The sequence below is a fragment of the Cytobacillus sp. QJM3NY_8 genome, from assembly GCF_056173585.1.
On record NZ_CM149681.1, the window covers coordinates 1,812,583 to 1,832,746 of the forward strand.

18 protein-coding genes are annotated in these 20,164 nt (G+C 41.1%); 17 read left to right on the plus strand and 1 reads right to left on the minus strand.

Annotated elements, in window-relative coordinates; translation table 11 throughout:
* Positions 1-45: 45 nt before the first annotated feature.
* From AC0VZ9_RS09525 to ftsZ, 14 genes are all read left to right on the plus strand, one after another.
* Positions 46-1,962, plus strand: a complete 1,917-nt coding sequence (locus AC0VZ9_RS09525; RefSeq protein WP_009330892.1) for a stage V sporulation protein D — start codon at positions 46-48, stop codon at positions 1,960-1,962.
* A gap of 236 nt (positions 1,963-2,198) precedes the next feature.
* Positions 2,199-3,659, plus strand: a complete 1,461-nt coding sequence (locus tag AC0VZ9_RS09530) for a UDP-N-acetylmuramoyl-L-alanyl-D-glutamate--2,6-diaminopimelate ligase (protein ID WP_251175661.1) — start codon at positions 2,199-2,201, stop codon at positions 3,657-3,659.
* 1 nt (position 3,660) lies between these two features.
* Positions 3,661-4,110: a hypothetical protein gene (locus tag AC0VZ9_RS09535; protein ID WP_251175662.1), complete on the plus strand. Its 450-nt coding sequence runs from the start codon at positions 3,661-3,663 to the stop codon at positions 4,108-4,110.
* A gap of 2 nt (positions 4,111-4,112) precedes the next feature.
* Complete coding sequence (mraY, locus tag AC0VZ9_RS09540) at positions 4,113-5,087, plus strand: phospho-N-acetylmuramoyl-pentapeptide-transferase (protein WP_009330885.1); 975 nt, start codon at positions 4,113-4,115, stop codon at positions 5,085-5,087.
* Entirely contained in the window at positions 5,088-6,440 is a 1,353-nt protein-coding gene (gene murD / locus AC0VZ9_RS09545) for a UDP-N-acetylmuramoyl-L-alanine--D-glutamate ligase (protein WP_251175663.1), read from the plus strand.
* A gap of 170 nt (positions 6,441-6,610) precedes the next feature.
* On the plus strand, positions 6,611-7,711 hold the full coding sequence (gene spoVE, locus AC0VZ9_RS09550; RefSeq protein WP_009330880.1) for a stage V sporulation protein E: 1,101 nt from the start codon (positions 6,611-6,613) through the stop codon (positions 7,709-7,711).
* A 302-nt stretch (positions 7,712-8,013) separates the two neighbouring features.
* Positions 8,014-9,117, plus strand: coding sequence for an undecaprenyldiphospho-muramoylpentapeptide beta-N-acetylglucosaminyltransferase (murG, locus tag AC0VZ9_RS09555; protein WP_251175664.1), 1,104 nt, complete (start codon positions 8,014-8,016; stop codon positions 9,115-9,117).
* Between the two features lie 66 nt (positions 9,118-9,183).
* Positions 9,184-10,092 carry a UDP-N-acetylmuramate dehydrogenase gene (gene murB, locus AC0VZ9_RS09560; RefSeq protein ID WP_251175665.1) on the plus strand — a complete coding sequence of 303 codons (909 nt, stop codon included), beginning with the start codon at positions 9,184-9,186 and terminating at the stop codon, positions 10,090-10,092.
* 287 nt (positions 10,093-10,379) lie between these two features.
* Entirely contained in the window at positions 10,380-11,171 is a 792-nt protein-coding gene (locus AC0VZ9_RS09565; protein ID WP_009330874.1) for a cell division protein FtsQ/DivIB, read from the plus strand.
* Positions 11,119-11,850 carry a DUF881 domain-containing protein gene (locus tag AC0VZ9_RS09570; RefSeq protein WP_009330872.1) on the plus strand — a complete coding sequence of 244 codons (732 nt, stop codon included), beginning with the start codon at positions 11,119-11,121 and terminating at the stop codon, positions 11,848-11,850. The genes AC0VZ9_RS09565 and AC0VZ9_RS09570 overlap by 53 nt, the downstream gene beginning before the upstream one ends.
* Positions 11,851-11,924: 74 nt before the next feature.
* Complete coding sequence (locus AC0VZ9_RS09575; RefSeq protein WP_019381714.1) at positions 11,925-12,656, plus strand: DUF881 domain-containing protein; 732 nt, start codon at positions 11,925-11,927, stop codon at positions 12,654-12,656.
* Positions 12,656-13,024, plus strand: a complete 369-nt coding sequence (locus tag AC0VZ9_RS09580) for a small basic family protein (protein WP_019381715.1) — start codon at positions 12,656-12,658, stop codon at positions 13,022-13,024. The genes AC0VZ9_RS09575 and AC0VZ9_RS09580 overlap by 1 nt, the downstream gene beginning before the upstream one ends.
* Positions 13,025-13,147: 123 nt before the next feature.
* The gene (gene ftsA, locus AC0VZ9_RS09585; protein WP_009330865.1) at positions 13,148-14,434 is read left to right on the plus strand and encodes a cell division protein FtsA; all 1,287 of its coding nucleotides are present in this window, start codon (positions 13,148-13,150) and stop codon (positions 14,432-14,434) included.
* A gap of 152 nt (positions 14,435-14,586) precedes the next feature.
* The gene (ftsZ, locus tag AC0VZ9_RS09590) at positions 14,587-15,732 is read left to right on the plus strand and encodes a cell division protein FtsZ (protein ID WP_009330863.1); all 1,146 of its coding nucleotides are present in this window, start codon (positions 14,587-14,589) and stop codon (positions 15,730-15,732) included.
* Between the two features lie 113 nt (positions 15,733-15,845).
* Here ftsZ and hmpA read toward each other — a convergent pair whose 3' ends face one another.
* A complete protein-coding gene (gene hmpA, locus AC0VZ9_RS09595) occupies positions 15,846-17,075 on the minus strand; it encodes an NO-inducible flavohemoprotein (RefSeq protein WP_475397300.1) in 1,230 nt (409 codons plus the stop codon).
* Positions 17,076-17,469: 394 nt separating this feature from the next.
* On the opposite strand from hmpA, the gene spoIIGA reads away from it, so the two are divergent.
* The 3 genes from spoIIGA (at position 17,470) to sigG (ending at position 20,119) form a co-directional block, all read left to right on the plus strand.
* Positions 17,470-18,408 (plus strand): sigma-E processing peptidase SpoIIGA, encoded by a 939-nt coding sequence (gene spoIIGA, locus AC0VZ9_RS09600; RefSeq protein ID WP_475397301.1) that lies wholly within the window; start codon positions 17,470-17,472, stop codon positions 18,406-18,408.
* A gap of 44 nt (positions 18,409-18,452) precedes the next feature.
* The gene (gene sigE / locus AC0VZ9_RS09605; protein ID WP_475397302.1) at positions 18,453-19,172 is read left to right on the plus strand and encodes an RNA polymerase sporulation sigma factor SigE; all 720 of its coding nucleotides are present in this window, start codon (positions 18,453-18,455) and stop codon (positions 19,170-19,172) included.
* 167 nt (positions 19,173-19,339) lie between these two features.
* Complete coding sequence (gene sigG / locus AC0VZ9_RS09610) at positions 19,340-20,119, plus strand: RNA polymerase sporulation sigma factor SigG (protein ID WP_026041699.1); 780 nt, start codon at positions 19,340-19,342, stop codon at positions 20,117-20,119.
* Positions 20,120-20,164 lie beyond the last annotated feature (45 nt).

Sequence of the window (20,164 nt, forward strand, 5' to 3'; positions counted from 1 at the left end):
AGCATATATTGGAACGAGCCATAATCTAAGGAGGTTCGTCCGTACATGCGTGTTTCAAATGTAACCGTTCGAAAACGGCTGACTGTAGCGTTGTTTGTTGGTATTCTCGTTTTTTTTATTATTGATTTGCGTCTTGGATATGTTCAATTCTTTCTGGGGAATTTGCTTACAGATGGCGCAAAGGAACTATGGAGCAGAGACATCCCTTTCGAACCGGAAAGAGGAGAAATCGTCGACCGCAACGGTATTCCACTGGCTACGAATGTCAGTGCTCCAACTGTCTATGTTGTACCCAGGCAAATAAAAGATCCTGCTGATGCTGCAGAGAAATTGGCTGCAGTGCTGAATATGTCAAAAGAAAAAGCTTACCAGCTGATCACCAAAAGAGAATCAAGTGTGAAAATCCCTGAAGGCCGAAAAATTTCCCATGAAAAAGCGAAAGAAATCCGTGCACTGGAAATTGAAGGCATATACATTGGTGAAGATTCAAAACGCCATTACCCTTTCGGGAATTATCTCTCACATGTTTTGGGGTTTTCGGGAATTGATAATCAGGGTCTTATGGGGCTGGAATTATATTATGATGAAGAACTAAAAGGAAAAAAAGGATCTGTTAAGTTTTATGCGAATGCAAAGGGAGAACGGATGAACGATATGGCGGATGACTACAAGCCGCCGGTTGATGGTATGGATTTAAAGCTCACTATCGATTCCAAGATTCAGACAATCGTAGAAAGGGAGCTTGATATTGCTCAGGCTGAATACAACCCTGATGGAATAATAGCAATTGCCATGAATCCAAATAACGGGGAAGTTCTTGCCATGGCCAGCAGGCCTGATTTTGACCCTGCGAATTTTAGGAATGTACCCCCGGAAATTTACAACCGCAACCTGCCAATCTGGAGTACATACGAGCCTGGTTCTACATTCAAAATCATCACTCTGGCAGCTGCGTTAGAAGAAGGCAAGGTAGACTTGGAAAAGGATCATTTTCATGATCCGGGATCTGTTGAAGTTGGCGGTGCAAGACTAAGATGCTGGAAAAAGGGCGGCCATGGCAGCCAGACTTATTTGGAAGTAGTTCAGAATTCCTGTAACCCTGGTTTTGTAGAGCTCGGTGAGCGATTAGGCAAAGATAAACTGTTTAAATACATCCGCGACTTTGGATTCGGAGAAAAGACCGGTATCGACCTGCAGGGCGAAGGGAAAGGGATTCTATTTAATCTCGACCGGGTTGGCCCAGTTGAGCAGGCAACTACTGCTTTTGGACAGGGAGTTTCTGTGACTCCGATTCAGCAGGTAGCAGCCATTTCGGCTGCCGTTAATGGGGGAACATTATATACCCCTTATATAGCCAAAGAGCTTATTAATCCGGCTACCGGGGAAATATTGATGAAAAAATCACCTGATGCAAAGAGAAAAGTAATATCAAAGGAAACATCAGATGAAATCCGAAAAGCGCTTGAATCAGTTGTGGCAAAAGGGTCGGGAAAAAAGGCCTTTGTAGACGGGTACCGTGTAGGCGGTAAAACTGGAACTGCACAAAAAGCGCAAAACGGCCGTTACCTGGAAAATAACCATATTGTATCATTTATAGGATTCGCACCTGCAGATGATCCGCAGCTTGTTGTTTATGTGGCTGTGGATAATCCAAAAGGAACTATTCAATTTGGCGGGGTAGTTGCTGCTCCAATTGTCGGAGAGATCATGGGGGACAGCTTGCGGGCGATGGGTGTAAAGCCGCGGAAAAATCAAATTGAAAAAGAACTGACATGGATGGATTCACCAATGATTGAAGTTCCTGATATGGTCGGCCTGACAAAGAAGGATCTGGGTGAGCTCTACCTTAACCTGAAAATTGATGCGAGCGGCACAGGAAATACAGTGGTCAAGCAAACGCCTCAGCCTGGCATCAAGTTAAAGGAAGGTTCAACGATCCGGCTGTATTTTGACGACAAATAAGAATAGGACTGAGGGCGGCATTATCCTGCGCCGCCTGAATTTTTTTGTTTGTAAGGAAACTGCAACATACTTTCAGGGTTTGGGTTCTATATATTAAATAGCTAAAAAAGCAATTATCATGTACAATATATATCGCCATCATATAGAATGTTAGTTTGAGAACTTAGAAATGAATATGACAAGAGGCAGTAAAAAAGGATTAAATTGTTCTGTTTAACACGAGAGGATTGGTAGACATGGAATTACATAAATTGCTGCGATTTTTGCAGCCATATATGACTTTTAAAGGGGAAAACCCGGAAATTACAGCGATTGTTAACGATAACCGGAAAGTTACACCTGGAAGTCTGTTTGTTTGTATTGAGGGCTATACGGTGGATGGCCACGATTTTGCGGCCTCTGCTGCCGAAAAAGGTGCAGCAGCAGTCATTGCCCAAAGAGAATTGGATTTGGATATCCCGGTTATAGTGGTAAAGAATACAAAACGGGCCATGGCTGTGCTGGCTGATGCTTTTTATGGACAGCCGAGCAAGCAGCTTCATTTAATTGGCATAACAGGAACCAATGGCAAAACAACAACAAGCCATTTAATAGAGAAGATCCTTGCTGATGCAGGAAGGAAAACCGGCTTAATTGGCACGATGTATACGAAGATTGCCGATGAAACCTTTGAAGTGAAAAATACCACTCCTGAAAGTTTGACTCTGCAAAGCACATTTAGAAAAATGGCAGATGCAGGTGTAGATTCAGCCGTAATGGAAGTGTCTTCACATGCACTTGATGAAGGACGCATTCATGGGTGTGATTTTAATATAGCCGTATTTACAAACCTGACTCAGGATCATCTGGATTATCACAAAACAATGGATGAATACAGGAGAGCAAAAGGGCTGCTTTTTGCCCAGCTCGGAAGCTCCTATAATCATGAAGAGCCGAAATATGCCATTTTAAACTCAGATGACCCTGCTTCTGCAGAATATGAAAAATCGACGGCAGCTCATGTCATTTCCTATGGAATTGATCAGGAAGCTGACCTTCGGGCAATTAATATTCAGATGACTTCTGGCGGGACAGAATTTGACTTAATCTCTCCATTTGGAAAGCATAAAGTATCTCTGAAAATGATAGGCAAATTCAGCATCTATAATGTCCTTGCCAGCATAGGTGCAGGGATCGCTTCAGGGATATCAATCTCGCAAATCATCAAATCTGCTGAAGAAGTTAAAGGCGTAGCAGGCAGATTTGAAACCGTAGATGCAGGTCAGGATTTTTCTGTGATTGTTGATTATTCACATACTCCTGACAGCCTGAAAAATGCTTTGGAAACGGTAAAGCAATTTGCCCTGAAACGCATTTTTACCATCGTGGGATGCGGAGGAGACAGGGACAGATCCAAGCGGCCGCTAATGGCTGAAATTGCATGCCAGTACAGTACAGACCCGATCTTTACTTCTGATAATCCCCGAAGTGAAGACCCAATCCAAATCCTTAGGGATATGGAAGAGGGAGTAAAAGGTGAAAGTTATAAAACAATCGCCGATCGAAAAGAGGCCATTCACTATGCCGTGAAAAATGCCAGTAAAGGAGACGTTATTTTAATAGCTGGCAAGGGCCATGAGACATATCAGCAGGTAGGGAACCAGGTTTTCGACTTTGATGACCGTCTTGTCGCAAAAGAGGCTATAGAGGAGCGATAAAATGTATTTGATGTATCGGGATTTAGCGGTATTGTTTCCGTCCGTAAAAGGGATAAAGGATAATGAGCTTGAATTTCATACGGTCGCTTCCTCCTCTTCCGCTCTGCAGCCAAAAGGAATTTATATTCCTTTTGGAGAGGCCGGAAATCTGAAAGAAGCTATAGAAAAGGGGGCTGTTGCTGCTCTCTGGCATGAGAATGCAGAGACGCCGGCATATACCCCAAATCATTTCCCTATTTTTTATACTAACGACTTAACGAAAGGCTTAAAGGACATCATGAAATTATATATAGAAAAATTAAACAAATCAGAAGAAAAGATGAACACAACTAATTTCCTTATTTCAGGTGAAAAAAGTCTTAAAGAAAACGAAGCAACATATGATATTGCTGTGATGGCTGAAAGATTAGCGGAAGCTGCAGGAAATGCCAAGCGGGAAAGGAGGGGATAAGTATGATGGAGCAAGTTATTTTTTTCACAATATTGGCAGGCTTTTTAATAACTGTTTTGCTGTCTCCCATTTTTATTCCCTTCCTGAGAAGACTAAAATTCGGGCAGAGCATCCGTGAAGAAGGCCCTAAATCCCATCAGAAAAAGACAGGTACCCCGACAATGGGCGGAATCATGATTCTTCTTTCTGTTACGGTGACCACTTTGCTTATGACCGGGAAATTTTCAGGGCCTACTGTAGAAACTTATTTGCTGCTGCTGGTTACCCTGGGCTTTGGACTCCTCGGTTTTCTTGATGACTTTATTAAAGTAGTATTAAAGCGCAACTTAGGTCTGACTTCAAAGCAGAAGCTTCTGGGCCAAATCATTATTTCTGTTATTTTTTATTTTGTTTTCAAGCAAAATGATTTTTCAACAGAAGTGCATATTCCGCTGACAGACATTTCGATTGATTTGGGCTGGTGGTATGTTTTATTTATTATTTTCTGGCTGGTCGGATTCTCGAATGCTGTCAATCTGACAGATGGACTTGATGGTCTTGTTTCAGGAACTGCTGCAATCGCTTTTGGAGCATTTGCAGTACTGGCATGGAATCAATCCCAATTTGAAGTTTCCATTTTTTCTGTAGCTGTAGTGGGAGCGGTATTGGGTTTCCTTGTCTTTAATGCCCACCCTGCAAAGGTGTTTATGGGAGATACAGGATCACTGGCTTTGGGAGGGGCTATTGCGACCATAGCCATCTTGACAAAACTTGAAATCATCCTGATTATTATCGGCGGTGTTTTTGTTATTGAAACATTATCTGTTATTTTACAGGTGGCATCTTTTAAGACCACCGGGAAGCGGATCTTCCGTATGAGCCCGCTCCATCATCATTATGAATTGGTGGGCTGGTCAGAATGGCGTGTTGTCGTTACATTCTGGACCGTAGGCCTATTATTTGCAATCTTAGGAATCTATATTGAGGTGTGGGTGTAAGTGAAAGAAGTCAATCGCTATCGACATAAAAAAATATTAGTACTGGGTCTGGCCAAAAGCGGAGTGAGTGCAGCTTCTCTTTTACATAAGCTCGGAGCATTTGTAACTGTTAACGATTTTAAGCCTCTTGCGGAAAATCCTGAAGCTCAAGGACTGCTTGAACAAGGGATTACGGTTATATGCGGGGGCCATCCAATTGAACTTCTGGAAGAGGGGTTCGAGCTGATTGTAAAAAATCCGGGTATTCCTTACCATAATCCAATGATAAAAGGAGCTCTTGAAAAGGGCATACCGGTCATTACAGAGGTGGAGCTTGCCTTTCAGGTCTCTGAAGCTCCTTTTATTGCGATTACAGGTACCAATGGAAAAACCACCACAACTACTCTTGTGTTTGAAATGCTTCAGGCAGGAAGCAAAATGCCGCTGATAGCAGGAAATATTGGAACAGTAGCTTCCGAGGTTGCCCAGAATGCTGCAGAAGAAAATAATATCGTGATTGAGCTTTCATCGTTTCAGCTGATGGGTATTCAGGATTTCAGGCCGAGAATCGCCATTTTAACAAATTTATATGATGCCCATTTGGATTATCATGGCACTAGAGAAGAGTATCATGCAGCCAAAGCCAATATTACGATGAATCAGACTGAAAAGGATTATTTCATAGTCAATGCCGATCAAGATAAAGTAATGGAAGCCGCTGCACGGTCAGAGGCGAAAATAATACCTTTTTCAACCTCCAGAGTCCTGTCTGAAGGGACATATGTCAAAGATGGCTGGATTTATTTTAATGATGAACAAGTGATGAAAAGAAAAGATGTTTCATTGCCGGGAGAGCACAATCTTGAGAATATCCTGTCCTCAGTGGCTGCTGCCAAGCTGACAGGTGTCGGGAATGAAGCCATTAGCCAAGTTCTAAGTTCGTTTACCGGAGTCAAACACCGCCTGCAGTATGTAGGCGAATACCAGAGCAGGAAATTTTATAATGACTCTAAAGCAACGAACATTTTAGCAACGAAGAATGCAGTGTCAGCATTTGATCAGCCTGTCATTCTTCTTGCAGGCGGTCTTGACCGCGGAAATGGCTTTGATGAACTCATCCCATCTCTCAAAAGGGTAAAAGCTCTTGTAACCTTTGGACAAACAGCTGAAAAGATTGAAAATGCAGCGATGGAAGCGGGAATAAAAATAATTGAGCGTGTCGATAATGTTGAAAAAGCCGTACCTGCCGCCTTTAAGCTTTCAGAGCCAGGAGATGTGATTCTGCTTTCTCCTGCTTGTGCAAGCTGGGACCAATATAAAACTTTTGAGGTTCGGGGAGACATGTTTATAGATGCGGTGCATAAGCTTAATTAAGGGCTTGTCTGCGGGACTATGGGAACTTCAGCAAAGGCATACATCTGCTTCGCGTGACATTTAGAGCTTTAATAAGGAACGCAATAAGACTTCCGGAAAACAGGTAAGTTTATTTGCGGCAGGAAAAAAGTTCCTTGATAGCCCTAAAACTTGCATTCGAGGTGTTTTCGTTGCCGACCAAAAAAACCACTCCCGATGTTATATTAATGATCGTCACTTTTATGCTGCTTGCTGTAGGATTGACTATGGTATATAGTGCAAGTGCAATTTGGGCAGATTATAAATTTGATGATTCTTTCTTTTTTGCGAAAAGGCAAATGCTTTTTGCCGGAGTTGGAATTATTGCGATGTTTTTTATCATGAATGTGGATTATTGGACCTGGAGAACATGGGCAAAGGTTTTAATCATTGTCTGTTTTGTACTTTTGCTCCTGGTGCTCATTCCGGGAATCGGCAATGTGCGAAATGGCTCGCGGAGCTGGATTGGTGTAGGAGCATTTTCTGTTCAGCCTTCCGAGTTTATGAAGCTTGCCATGATTGTGTTTATGGCAAAATTCCTCTCCGAAAAACAAAAGCTGATCACCTCTTTCAGAAAAGGTCTTGTTCCATCTTTAGGGCTTGTATTTTTAGCATTTGGATTAATAATGCTGCAGCCTGATTTAGGCACTGGAACTGTAATGGTGGGTACTTGCGTCGTCATGATTTTTATCGCGGGAGCGAGGATCAGCCACTTTGTCTGGTTTGGCGTTGCAGGTTTAGCCGGATTTGTCGCACTTGTTCTGTCGGCCCCATACAGGATAAAGCGGATTACTTCATTTCTAGACCCATGGGAAGATCCTCTGGGCAGCGGATTTCAGATTATCCAGTCCTTATATGCAATAGGGCCTGGAGGGTTGTTTGGCCTTGGTCTTGGACAAAGCAGACAGAAGTTTTTTTATCTTCCTGAGCCGCAGACAGATTTTATCTTTGCTATTTTAGCTGAGGAACTGGGATTTATAGGGGGATCCTTTGTCATTTTATTATTTGCACTTCTTTTATGGCGCGGCATCCGCATAGCACTGGGCGCCCCTGATTTATATGGGAGTTTCTTGGCTGTTGGGATCATAGCAATGGTCGCTATTCAGGTAATGATAAATATTGGAGTAGTAACAGGACTGATGCCTGTTACTGGCATCACACTTCCGTTTCTGAGCTACGGGGGATCGTCTTTGACACTGATGCTCATGGCTATAGGGGTTCTGCTTAATATAAGCAGATATGCAAGGTACTAGCGCATTTTATAACATGCTATTCGGAAACCCTGTGAAGCAGGGTTTCTTTTTTGGAAGAAATAATTTATCCAGCATAGAAGAATTATCAAACTTCTTTGCAATTTTGCACATTATTACATTTCTTTAACATTATGATGTACGTTCCTATCTATTTGTTTTGAATATAGTAGAATAGGGAAAAGAGGGGGAGTGTTTTCCGCTCGAACGCTGGATGACCTTCACTAAATCTGTAAGCTTTATATTTGTTCATAAAATAAAGCTTAGATTTCTTTGATAATTAGACTCTTTTTTGAGGTGAAAGAATGAAAATTGCTGTTAGCGGCGGAGGAACTGGCGGACATATATATCCGGCACTTGCGCTTATAAGACAAATAAAGAAAGAACATAAAGATGCCGAATTTTTATATATTGGAACTGAAAAAGGGCTTGAAAATACGATTGTCAATCGTGAAAATATCCCTTTTAAATCAATACATATAACGGGTTTTAAAAGAAAACTTTCTTTGGAAAATGTTAAAACTGTTTTAAGGTTCCTAAAAGGCGTTCGTGAAAGTAAAAAGATGCTTAAGGAATTTAATGCGGATGTCGTGATCGGCACCGGCGGTTATGTTTGTGGTCCTGTTGTATATGCTGCATCAAAGCTTGGCATCCCAACCATAATCCATGAGCAAAACAGCGTCCCGGGATTAACCAATAAGTTTTTAAGCAGATATGTTGATAAAATCGCAGTCTGCTTTGAAGAAGCAAAGGCTTTTTTTCCGGATACTAAAACAGTCATGACAGGAAATCCTCGTGCTTCAGAGGTGCTGGGACAGGATGGGATCAGGGGGAGACTATCAGCAGGATTAAAAACGGGTGTCCCTGCTGTGTTAATCTTTGGAGGCAGCAGAGGGGCAAGGCCAATCAATGATGCAGTTCTAAAAACTCTGGCTGAGCTGGGTGAAAAGTCATATCAGGTTTTATATATCACAGGGGACGTCCATTATGAGGATGTACAAAAAGAAATAGAACTGGTCGGAAGCCCTGAAAATGTAATGATTAAACCATTTATTCACAATATGCCAGAAGTGCTGGCCGGAGCAGACCTGGTCGTGTCACGTGCTGGAGCCACAACTTTGGCAGAGATTACCTCTTTAGGAATCCCGAGCATTTTAATCCCAAGCCCATATGTAACAAATAACCACCAGGAGAAAAATGCAAGGGCGCTAAGCGACCATGGTGCTGCAGAACTATTGCTTGAAAAAGAGTTAACAGGGAAAAAGCTTATTGACAGCATCGACCGAATCATTCTCGATAAAGATAAGATGAGTAACATGAAGGAAGCTTCAAAAAAACTTGGAATCCGTGATGCATCAAATAGGCTATACACATTAATGGCCGAATTGGTCTCCAATAAGGTGAAGTAGCCCCAAATAGTAAATTTGCATAGAATAAATAAATTTAGGCACAGATCAATAGAAAGGGAGGTAAATATGGACGAATTTATCAGCAAGCTTAGAGAATTAAACATCGGAACAGTTAAAGAAAATGAGCCGATGGCTAATCATACAACAATGAAAATTGGCGGACCCGCCGATTTGTTTATTGAGCCTTCTTCCATAGAAAACCTGGCAAAAGCGATGGAACTGATCCAGAGCTATAAAATGAAATGGAGAGCAATTGGAAGAGGATCTAATTTGCTCGTATCTGATGGAGGCATAGAAGGAGTGGTCATTAAGTTGGGCCGCGGCATGGATCAACTGGATCTTAATGGTGCGGAATTAAGAGCAGGCGGGGGTTATTCATTGGTTGCCCTCTCCACAATTATCAGCAAAAAAGGCTTGTCAGGTCTTGAATTTGCCAGCGGAATTCCCGGGTCTGTAGGCGGAGCAGTTTATATGAACGCTGGTGCTCACGGTTCTGATATTTCGCAGATCCTGACCAGAGCACATGTTCTTTTCGAAGATGGGAAGATGGAATGGCTCACGAACGAAGAAATGGAATTCTCTTATAGAACATCCGTCCTTCAAAAGAAACGTCCGGGTATTGTTCTGGAGGCCGTTTTCCGGCTTACAGAGGGAGACAGGGAAAAAATTTCCTCTGCAATGCAAAAAAATAAGGATTACAGAAAGGAAACCCAGCCTTGGAACTACCCATGTGCAGGCAGTATTTTCCGTAACCCGCTTCCGGAATATGCTGGCCAGCTGATAGAAAAAGCCGGAATGAAGGGCCATAGCATCGGCGGTGCGCAAATTTCCAATATGCATGGGAATTTCATCGTGAATGCGGGAGATGCCAAAGCGGAAGATGTACTTGCATTAATTCAGCATATTAAGGATACAATCTTTGATTTGTATGGAGTAAAGATGGAGACAGAAGTGGAAATAATCGGTCGAAAGTAACGGGGAATAATACCTTACGTATACCATTTATTGTGATATAATAATTTATTAGATAACAGTAAATGTAGTAAAAACGGCATGGTTTACATGCCGTTCTCTTCCCTAATTCAGTATTGCATAAATTTTGCTGGACAAGCTGCTTTGTTTTAATTTATTGTCCTTGCGCTATTCTGAAAAAATATGAAGGTATACTCTAAACTTCTATAACTGTCTAGCTCCAGCGCCTATCCCCTCGAATTGTCGGGGGTGGGCAAGGCGCTTGTGCTTTTCTTAATGGGGTGATAAAAGTGGAGAAAAGTAAGGTTGTCTCGCTTGAGGATCGAATACCGAAGCTTAAACAGCAAAGAAAGAAGAAAGCGAACAGAAGACTGATCTTTTTGCTGCTGCTTTTTTTCTCGCTGATTGTTTTAGTTATTTACTTTCAATCGCCCTTAAGCCATATTAAACAAATTAAGGTATCCGGCAATTCAATTTACGATAAAGAAGAAATTATTCAAATTAGCGGTGTTACTGAAAAAACAAATATTTGGAAGGTTGACGAAGAGGCTATTGAGGGTAAGCTTAAAGAACTGCCTGAAATAAAATCTTCAACTGTTAAAATTCAGCTGCCAAGCACAATTAATATACAGGTAGATGAACTGAAGCGCATTGCCTACATAGCGAAAGAGAAGCATTACCTTCCTGTTATGGAGAATGGGAGCATATTAAAGGATGAAAAGGTTGCGGAAATCCCTGTCAACGCTCCCATCCTTAATGACTTTTCTGAGGGCGACATCCTTAACATGATGATTGGGGAGCTTGAATCACTGCCTGAAGAGGTGTTAAATTCGATTTCCGAAATCCATCATTCTCCCAAAAAGACAGATTCCAACCATATTACTTTGTATATGAATGATGGTTTTGAAGTAAGTGCTACTTTAAGAAGCTTTTCAGAAAAAATGGCACACTACCCTTCTATCATAAGCCAGCTGGATCCTGAGAAAAAAGGAATCATCGACTTGGAAGTAGGATCTTACTTTAAAGCTTATGAAACAGAGGGAGCTGAAGAAGTTGAAAAAGAAAATGAAGGTGAAGGGTAATCATGTAATATTCTCCCTGGTGTTTCTCGTACTGGGTTACATGATGGCTTTTTCCTATCACCTTACACAGGGAGAAGATGAAAAGCCGGCATTAAGCGGAAAACAGTGGGAAAGAGATTTGGAACTTCGTAATCAGCTTGTCGAATTGGAGGAAAAAAACAGAGCTCTTCAAAAAGAATTAAATACAAAACAGGAAAACGTTCTTGACATTGAAAAAGAGCTTTCACAGGAAGCCCAGGTTTATTTTAATCTTGCCGAGGATGCTGAGAAGTACAGGATGCATCTTGGTAAAGTAAAAGTAAAAGGTACAGGAGTGGAAGTAACTCTGGCAGACGGTGACTACGATCCGGATGAAGATAATATTAACAATTATATCGTCCATGAACACCATGTTTTTAAGGTTATTAATGAACTCTATATTTCCGGAGCTTCCGCAGTAGCTATAAATGGCCAAAGATTATCACACAGTTCCTATATTGTTTGCAATGGGCCTGTTATAGAAGTTGACGGCTACCAGCATCCCGCCCCTTTTGTCATCACTGCCATTGGTGATGCCGAGGTGCTTTCCTCTGCTCTGAATCTGACAGGCGGAGTAAAAGACACATTGGTGGATGAAAACATCCATTTCACATTAGAAAAAAAGGGCGAAATCATCATGGAACCATTACTGGGTTCGTAAAGCCAATCCAGCATTGTAAGCAGTATTAATTTGTCCACAGAATAATTTATTCGGGAAAGCAAGGTGGAATTAAAGTGGACAGCAAGAAGAAATTCAGCTTTACCTTTATAACCGTAATAATTGGCTTTATGATTGCCATACAGTTTCAAACAGTTAAGGAACCGGCTGTCCGGGATACAAGGGATACCTGGCAGCTTAGAGGTGACATTCTTAAAGAAAAAGAACTGCAATTAAAACTTTTGCGGGAAATTAGTTCAAATGAAGAAAAAATTGCCCAATATGAAACAAAGCGCAAACAAAGCAAAGAGCAAGTGCTTCGTGATACGCTGGAAGAATTAAAAATGGAAGCCGGACTAAGTGAAGTGACGGGACCAGGCATAATCATAAGCATTGAACCGGTGCATGAGGAGCTTCTTCTGGGCAAACAGGCTGATTCTGTTTCCCCGGATTTGCTCAAGAGGCTTGTCAATGAGTTAAATATGTATGATGCCAAGCACATTTCCATTGGAGGCAGAAGGATCATCAACACGACAGTCATAAGGGATATCAACAGTGAGACCATGATAGACGGATTTGCCTTAAATCGCCTGCCTATAGAAGTGAAAGTAATAACTGAGAATGCCCAATCTGCCGAGAAGCTTTTTAATCGCATGCAAGTATCAAATACTGCCGAAGAATTTTTCATTGACAATCTGAGGGTTAAGGTGGAAAAGTCTGCAGAGCCTGTCACGATTCCTGCATATGATGAGGCATTGAGAATCAGACATATGGAGCCTGTGAAACCTGACGAAGGAGGCAAATCATAATGTGGCTTCCTGTTTTAGGATTGATCATTGGTGTGATACTTGGACTTATGACAGATATAAAAGTGCCGGATGAATACTCGAATTATCTTTCCATTGCTGTTCTTGCTGCATTGGATACTCTATTCGGAGGGATCAGGGCGCAGCTTCAAAATATTTATGATGAAAAAGTTTTCGTTTCCGGTTTCTTTTTTAACATCCTGCTGGCAGCAAGTTTAGCTTTTCTGGGTGTCCATCTTGGTGTAGACTTGTACTTAGCAGCAGTATTTGCTTTTGGGGTCAGGCTTTTCCAAAATATTGCGGTCATCAGAAGAATTTTAATCGCAAAATGGTCCCAAAACAGAGAAAAAACAGAAAAAAATGATATTTAAAAAAGGGAAAGTATTAGTTTTGACGAATAATTTTATAGATAAACTAACTTACTAAAACAAACAACAGCAAGAAAAGATTGTTGTTCAATAATCGGAATTGCAAAAAAAAGGAGGTGCCAGAGAATGAACAGCAATGAAATATATGTTAGTCTTGACATCGGTACATCCAGTGTAAAAGTAATCATTGGGGAAATGGTCAATGACTCTTTAAATATTATTGGTGTTGGCAATGTACAGTCAGAAGGGTTACGCAAGGGTTCCATTGTTGACATAGACGAAACCGTTCATTCTATTAAAAAGGCAATCGAACAGGCTGAGAGAATGATAGGAATGGAGATAAAGAATGTGATTGTAGGAATTACCGGTAATCATGTTATGCTTCAGCCATCCCATGGTGTTGTTGCAGTCTCGAGTGAAAATAGGGAAATTACAGACGAAGATGTTGCTAGAGTCATAGACGCGGCACAAGTTGTATCGATCCCGCCGGAAAGAGATATTATTGATGTCATTCCAAAACAGTTTATCGTTGACGGATTGGACGAGATCAGTGATCCCCGCGGAATGATTGGTGTGCGGCTGGAAATGGAAGGCACCATTATTACAGGATCGAAAACGATTTTACATAACACCCTGCGCTGTGTTGAACGCGCTGGCCTTGAAATCATGGATATTTCGCTTCAGCCTCTGGCAGCAGGTGCATTCGCTCTTTCAAAGGATGAGAAAAATCTGGGAGTTGCACTTGTTGATATTGGCGGCGGCTCCACAACTATTGCCATATTTGAAAATGGATCATTAAAGGCAACCAGTGTGCTTCCTGTAGGGGGAGACCATATCACAAAAGACTTATCTATCGGACTCCGCACATCTACAGAAGATGCAGAAAAAATCAAAACAAAATATGGGTACGCGTTCTATGACCATGCATCTGAAGATGAGGTATTCAGTGTTCCCATCATCGGAAGCGATCAGCATCAGCAATTTAATCAATTGGAAATTTCAGATATTATTGAAGCCCGGATGGAAGAGATTTTTGATCTTATCCAGCACGAAGTGAAACGTCTTGGAGCAAAAGATCTTCCAGGGGGCTATGTACTATCTGGAGGCGTAGCTAATACCCAGGGAATTCTTGAACTGGCACAGGATATATTCCAAAATAGAGTGCGTATCGCAATCCCTGATTATATAGGCGTGAGGGAACCGCAGTATACGACTGCTGTTGGATTGATTAAGTTCGCATATAAGAATGCTAAAATACAGGGCAGAAAAATGGAGCAGCCAGTGACTGTCCCTGAAGCTAAAGAAAAACGAGTGCAAAAACCGCAACCGCAACCGAAAACAAAGCCGGAAAAACAGCCGGAAGAAAAAATCACATCAAGAGTTAAAAAGTTCCTCGGATACTTTTTCGAATAACTTGATTTGATTCGCAAGGGTTAGGGAAACGGAAATCAAAAGCCATACGGCGGATAGAAAAAATGCACTGAAAAGCCATTTTGGGAGTGCGTATAAAAAAGCGAATCAAAAAAGGTGTTCTTAGGAATATCGACGAATTAGGAGGATTAGTCATGTTGGAATTTGATACAAATTTGGATTCATTAGCAACTATAAAAGTCATCGGCGTTGGAGGCGGCGGTAACAATGCAGTAAACAGAATGATTGAGCATGGTGTTCAAGGTGTCGAGTTTATTGCTGTTAACACGGATGCTCAGGCGCTGAACTTATCAAAAGCAGAAGTGAAAATGCAAATCGGAGGCAAACTTACAAGGGGACTTGGAGCAGGTGCCAACCCTGAGGTAGGTAAAAAAGCAGCAGAAGAAAGTAAAGAGCAGGTAGAAGAAGCACTGAAAGGTGCTGATATGGTATTCGTCACTGCTGGTATGGGTGGTGGTACAGGAACAGGAGCGGCTCCAGTTATCGCCCAGATTGCACGTGATTTAGGAGCGCTGACTGTTGGTGTTGTAACCCGCCCATTTACTTTTGAAGGCCGCAAGCGTTCCACTCAAGCAGCCGGCGGTATTGCTGCTATGAAGGAAGCGGTTGATACGCTGATCGTCATTCCTAATGACAGACTGTTGGAAATCGTTGATAAAAGCACTCCGATGCTTGAAGCATTCCGCGAAGCGGATAATGTTCTGCGCCAGGGTGTTCAAGGTATTTCCGACTTGATTGCTGTTCCAGGATTAATTAACCTCGACTTTGCAGATGTGAAGACAATCATGTCCAATAAAGGTTCTGCACTAATGGGTATTGGTGTCGCTGCAGGAGAGAACCGTGCAGCAGAAGCGGCGAAAAAGGCGATTTCATCACCTTTGCTTGAAACATCAATTGATGGTGCACAAGGCGTCTTAATGAATATTACTGGCGGATCAAATCTAAGCCTATATGAAGTACAGGAAGCAGCTGACATTGTTGCTTCAGCTTCAGATCAGGACGTGAATATGATCTTCGGTTCCGTAATTAATGAAAACCTTAAAGATGAAATTGTTGTAACGGTTATTGCAACTGGATTTAATGAAGAGGTGATCCAGCCTAAGCCTATGAGGCCAACATTCGGACAGCCTAAATCTTCCCCAGGCATGGGAACGTCTATGAAGCGTGAACCAAAGAGAGAGGAAGCTCCGCAAGAACCTGTAAGAAGCAGCCAATCTCAACAGCCGGAAGAAACTTTGGATATCCCGACGTTCTTACGCAACCGTAACCGCAGAAGATAAAATTTGATTGAAAAAACCCCTGTAATCAATTTGATTCCAGGGGTTTTTTAGAATTGTTATTGAAGGTTTTTTACACAGATAAGCATGGCTCTATGAGCCATGCAAAATTATATTTAAACCATCTGAGTTTCCTTTAGCTGCATAGAAGGTCCAAAGAATTCATATCGGATATTTTCCTTCTGAAAGCCTGCTTCAAGCAATGCCTCGTACATAGCCTGCATAAATGGTACTGGCCCGCACATATAAACCATACTATCTTTATTTGGCACTATGGTGTTTAACCAGTCTGAAGTAATATAGCCTTCTTTGCTGAAGGTCTTTTCGGCTATATCTTGTTCTGTTGGACTTTCATAGCAGAAATATGTTTTTACCAATGAATTCCTTTTTTCAATTTCATGTACTTCTCCTAAAAATGCATGTACATTCCCGTTTAGTGCAGCATGAACAAAAATAGTTTCATGATTTACTCCTGTTGCATCAAGATGACGCAGCATGCTGTGCAATGGTGTAATGCCTACTCCGCCGCTAAGCAGAACGACAGGATTATTCATTTTATCCAGAACAAAATCTCCGGCAGGAGCACTTATTTCTATATGATCGCCCTCTTTCAGATCATTGTGCAGATAGCTGGAAACCTTTCCGTCCGGTTTTTCAGAATGGCCTTCTTCTTTCTTAACAGAAATTCTGTAATATGACTTTTCCGGAGAGTCAGAAAGGCTGTATTGGCGGATATGTGTATAATCTTCTCCTGGAATATTTAATTTCACACTAATATACTGGCCAGGAAGATAACTGGAAATATTCCCCCTATCGTCAGGTGTAAAATAGAAGGAAGTAATTACATCACTTTCTTTCACCTTTTTTGCAACAGTGAATGTTCTGAAGTCATCCCAGCCTCCTGGCTTATCAGCGGCATCCTCATAAAGGCTCTTTTCTAATCCGATGAATAGATCCGCAATCACACCATAAGCTTTAGTCCATGCACCAATAATTTCTTCAGTAGCAGCCTCTTTCAGCACTTCCTTGATTGCAAGGATTAAATGCTCTCCAACAATCGGATAATGTTCAGGCTTAATGCCTAAGGATCGGTGCTTATGAGCGATTTGTGTGACAACCGGGAGAATAGCTTCCAGGTTATCGATATATTTTGCAGCAGCATATACTGAATTTGCCAGTGCTTTTTGCTGTCGTCCCTGTTTCTGATTAGCATGATTAAAGATGTTCAGCAGTTCAGGGTGATTTGTAAACATTAACTTATAAAAGGTTTTCGTAATATCTTCGCCATGTTTTTCAAGTACAGGTACAGTGCTTTTAATAATTTCAATTGTTTTTGTGTCCAGCATATCAGCAAAACTCCTTTTTATTATTTTCACTGTCATTATAGTTGATATTGAAAATAATAAATGTGATATAAATCACACCCAGTGAAAAATGAAGGAGCATTAAATAGAAAAATAATGACAAAATCCGTTGGGAATAGGGAAAATTTCTATCTTTTTGCATACAGAAAGCGACACACTTCCTTTACTGAAATGCGCTATACTTTTTTCTAACAGAATCATAGCACAATAAATATATGAGAGAATTTGACTGCTAAAGTCAATCTACCAGATGCTGATTTTGAAGAGGAAGCAAGAAGTATAACTATAATCTTTATAACTGTCTAGCTCTAGCGCCTAACCTCTCGGGGTGTCGGAGGTGGGCAAGGCGCTTGCGCTTTTCTAAGGGGGAAGATAATTGACAGTCTATTTGGATATTATCTGGGCGCTGAATTTTATGTTTGACAGCCTTCTCCTTTATCTAACAGCCATAATACTAAAAAGGGAAATCAGGCTTTGGAGGATTTTTGCAGGCGGCTTAATAGGATCGATCATCATTTTATTAGTATTTACACCATTTAATGAATTTTCAGGTCACCCAGTCACTAAATTATTATTCTCGGTTGCAATGGTATTGGCTGTTTTTGGCTTTAAGCGTTTGCGTTACTTTCTAAAAGGGCTCATGACTTTTTATTTTGCTACTTTTTTAGTTGGAGGCTCATTAATAGGCATTCATTATTTTATTAATTTTGATTTTCAGCTTTCTTCATCTGTCATGCTCGCCAGTGTTAAAGGCTTTGGTGATCCAATCAGCTGGCTGTTTGTACTTCTTGGGTTTCCTCTTGCCTGGCATTTCTCTAAGAGAAACGTTGAAGGAATTGAGATGACAAAAATACAATATGACTCTTTAATTATGGTGCGTGTTGTTATCAATGAAACAGAATTCCGTTTCAGAGGCCTGATTGACAGCGGCAACCAGTTATACGATCCCATTTCGAAAATGCCAGTGATGTTTATATCCATTAAAGACAGGCTTGACGAGTTCCCGCCTGAAATAATTAAAATGGCAGGGAACCCGGAAGATGTCATTATGGGCAGTGATTCAATTGGCGGGAATTGGGAGCATAAAATGAGGGTTATTCCATGTAAGGTTGTTGGACAAGAACACCAGTTGATTATAGGATTCAAGCCTGACCGCATTCTCCTTGAAAAAGAGAATGAAATAATAGAATCGGAGCGAGGATTAGTTTCCTTTTCCATGCAGCAGCTATCTGCGGACGATGCGTTCCAGTGCATTGTTCATCCTAAGATGCTTACAGGTACAAGTACAATGAAGCAGGATGCAAAAGTAAGTTAATATACTATACTCTGCAAAAACCTAATTTAGAAGGAGGACAAATCATGAAAAAGTTAACACTTCGCTTATCCTACTATTGGTATAAATTATTGATTAAGCTGGGGATCAAAACAGATGAAGTATATTATATAGGCGGCAGCGAAGCACTACCTCCTCCACTTAGTAAGGAAGAAGAAGAAATGCTCCTGATCAAGCTTCCGAAAGGAGATAAAGCTGCAAGATCCATTTTAATTGAAAGAAATCTGCGTCTTGTTGTATATATCGCCAGAAAGTTTGAGAATACAGGCATCAATATAGAGGACTTGATCAGCATTGGAACCATTGGGCTTATCAAAGCTGTAAATACGTTTAATCCAGAGAAAAAAATCAAGCTGGCTACATATGCATCCCGCTGTATTGAGAATGAAATTCTAATGTATTTAAGAAGGAACAATAAAATCCGTTCTGAAGTTTCCTTTGATGAACCCCTCAATATTGATTGGGATGGCAATGAACTCCTTCTTTCCGATGTGCTTGGCACTGAGGATGACATCATCACAAAAGACCTTGAAGCAAATGTTGATAAAAAGCTCCTGCTAAAGGCATTGCATCAGCTTTCAGATCGGGAAAAACAGATAATGGAGCTTAGATTTGGACTTGGATCTGGTGAAGAAAAAACTCAGAAGGACGTGGCAGATATGCTGGGTATTTCCCAGTCCTACATTTCACGTCTGGAAAAACGAATAATAAAAAGATTAAAAAAAGAATTTAATAAGATGGTTTAAAACTTTAAACAGGAATATTTTTTTACAAAATTTTGCAAGGAGAAAACCTAGTGTTTATGATGTTTTGACCGTTTCCCCATCCGGCAGTCGGATTAGCCGGTGCATATTTTTCCTTTCCAAGGAGATACTGTTTTTTGTACAGCAGCTCCTGTGAGGAGGGAAATGGATTGACTCGAAATAAAGTAGAAATTTGCGGTGTTGATACTTCAAAGCTTCCAGTTTTAAAAAACGAAGAAATGAGAGAGCTCTTCAAGCAAATGCATAAGGGGGATATAACCGCACGGGAAAAACTCGTCAACGGCAATTTGCGTCTCGTATTAAGTGTGATTCAGCGTTTTAATAACAGAGGCGAATTTGTTGATGACCTTTTCCAGGTCGGCTGTATCGGTCTAATGAAATCTATTGATAATTTTGATCTAAGTCAAAACGTTAAGTTTTCCACCTATGCAGTTCCGATGATCATTGGGGAAATACGCAGGTATCTGCGTGATAATAACCCGATCCGCGTCTCGCGTTCATTAAGGGACATTGCTTATAAAGCTCTGCAGGTAAGAGAACGTTTAATGAGCAAAACATCCAGAGAGCCTACGGCGGAAGAAATAGCAAAAGAGCTGGATGTGCCTCATGAAGAAATCGTTTTTGCATTAGATGCAATTCAGGATCCTGTCTCCTTATTTGAACCCATTTATAATGATGGCGGAGATCCGATCTATGTGATGGATCAGCTGAGTGATGAACGGAACAAAGATATTCAATGGATTGAAGAGATAGCCTTAAAAGAGGGAATGAGAAGACTGAATGAACGGGAAAAACTGATTCTTAGAAAACGCTTCTTCCAGGGCAAAACTCAAATGGAAGTGGCAGAGGAAATCGGCATTTCCCAGGCTCAAGTTTCAAGGCTTGAAAAAGCGGCAATCAAACAAATGAATAAAAATATTCAAAGCTAGCAGCCAATTTGGCTGCTTTTTATATTTACCAAACATTTTTCCTAT

Bases quoted from the DNA above. Each gene is read 5' to 3' on its own strand.
- mraY (WP_009330885.1), top strand. From the start codon at position 4,113: ATGATGGAGCAAGTTATTTTTTTCACAATATTGGCAGGCTTTTTAATA.
- ftsA (WP_009330865.1), top strand. From the start codon at position 13,148: ATGAACAGCAATGAAATATATGTTAGTCTTGACATCGGTACATCCAGT.
- AC0VZ9_RS09525 (WP_009330892.1), top strand. From the start codon at position 46: ATGCGTGTTTCAAATGTAACCGTTCGAAAACGGCTGACTGTAGCGTTG.
- sigE (WP_475397302.1), top strand. From the start codon at position 18,453: ATGAAAAAGTTAACACTTCGCTTATCCTACTATTGGTATAAATTATTG.
- AC0VZ9_RS09530 (WP_251175661.1), top strand. From the start codon at position 2,199: ATGGAATTACATAAATTGCTGCGATTTTTGCAGCCATATATGACTTTT.
- AC0VZ9_RS09570 (WP_009330872.1), top strand. From the start codon at position 11,119: ATGAAACAGAGGGAGCTGAAGAAGTTGAAAAAGAAAATGAAGGTGAAG.
- murB (WP_251175665.1), top strand. From the start codon at position 9,184: ATGGACGAATTTATCAGCAAGCTTAGAGAATTAAACATCGGAACAGTT.
- AC0VZ9_RS09580 (WP_019381715.1), top strand. From the start codon at position 12,656: ATGTGGCTTCCTGTTTTAGGATTGATCATTGGTGTGATACTTGGACTT.
- ftsZ (WP_009330863.1), top strand. From the start codon at position 14,587: ATGTTGGAATTTGATACAAATTTGGATTCATTAGCAACTATAAAAGTC.
- hmpA (WP_475397300.1), bottom strand. From the start codon at position 17,075: ATGCTGGACACAAAAACAATTGAAATTATTAAAAGCACTGTACCTGTA.
- murG (WP_251175664.1), top strand. From the start codon at position 8,014: ATGAAAATTGCTGTTAGCGGCGGAGGAACTGGCGGACATATATATCCG.
- AC0VZ9_RS09535 (WP_251175662.1), top strand. From the start codon at position 3,661: ATGTATTTGATGTATCGGGATTTAGCGGTATTGTTTCCGTCCGTAAAA.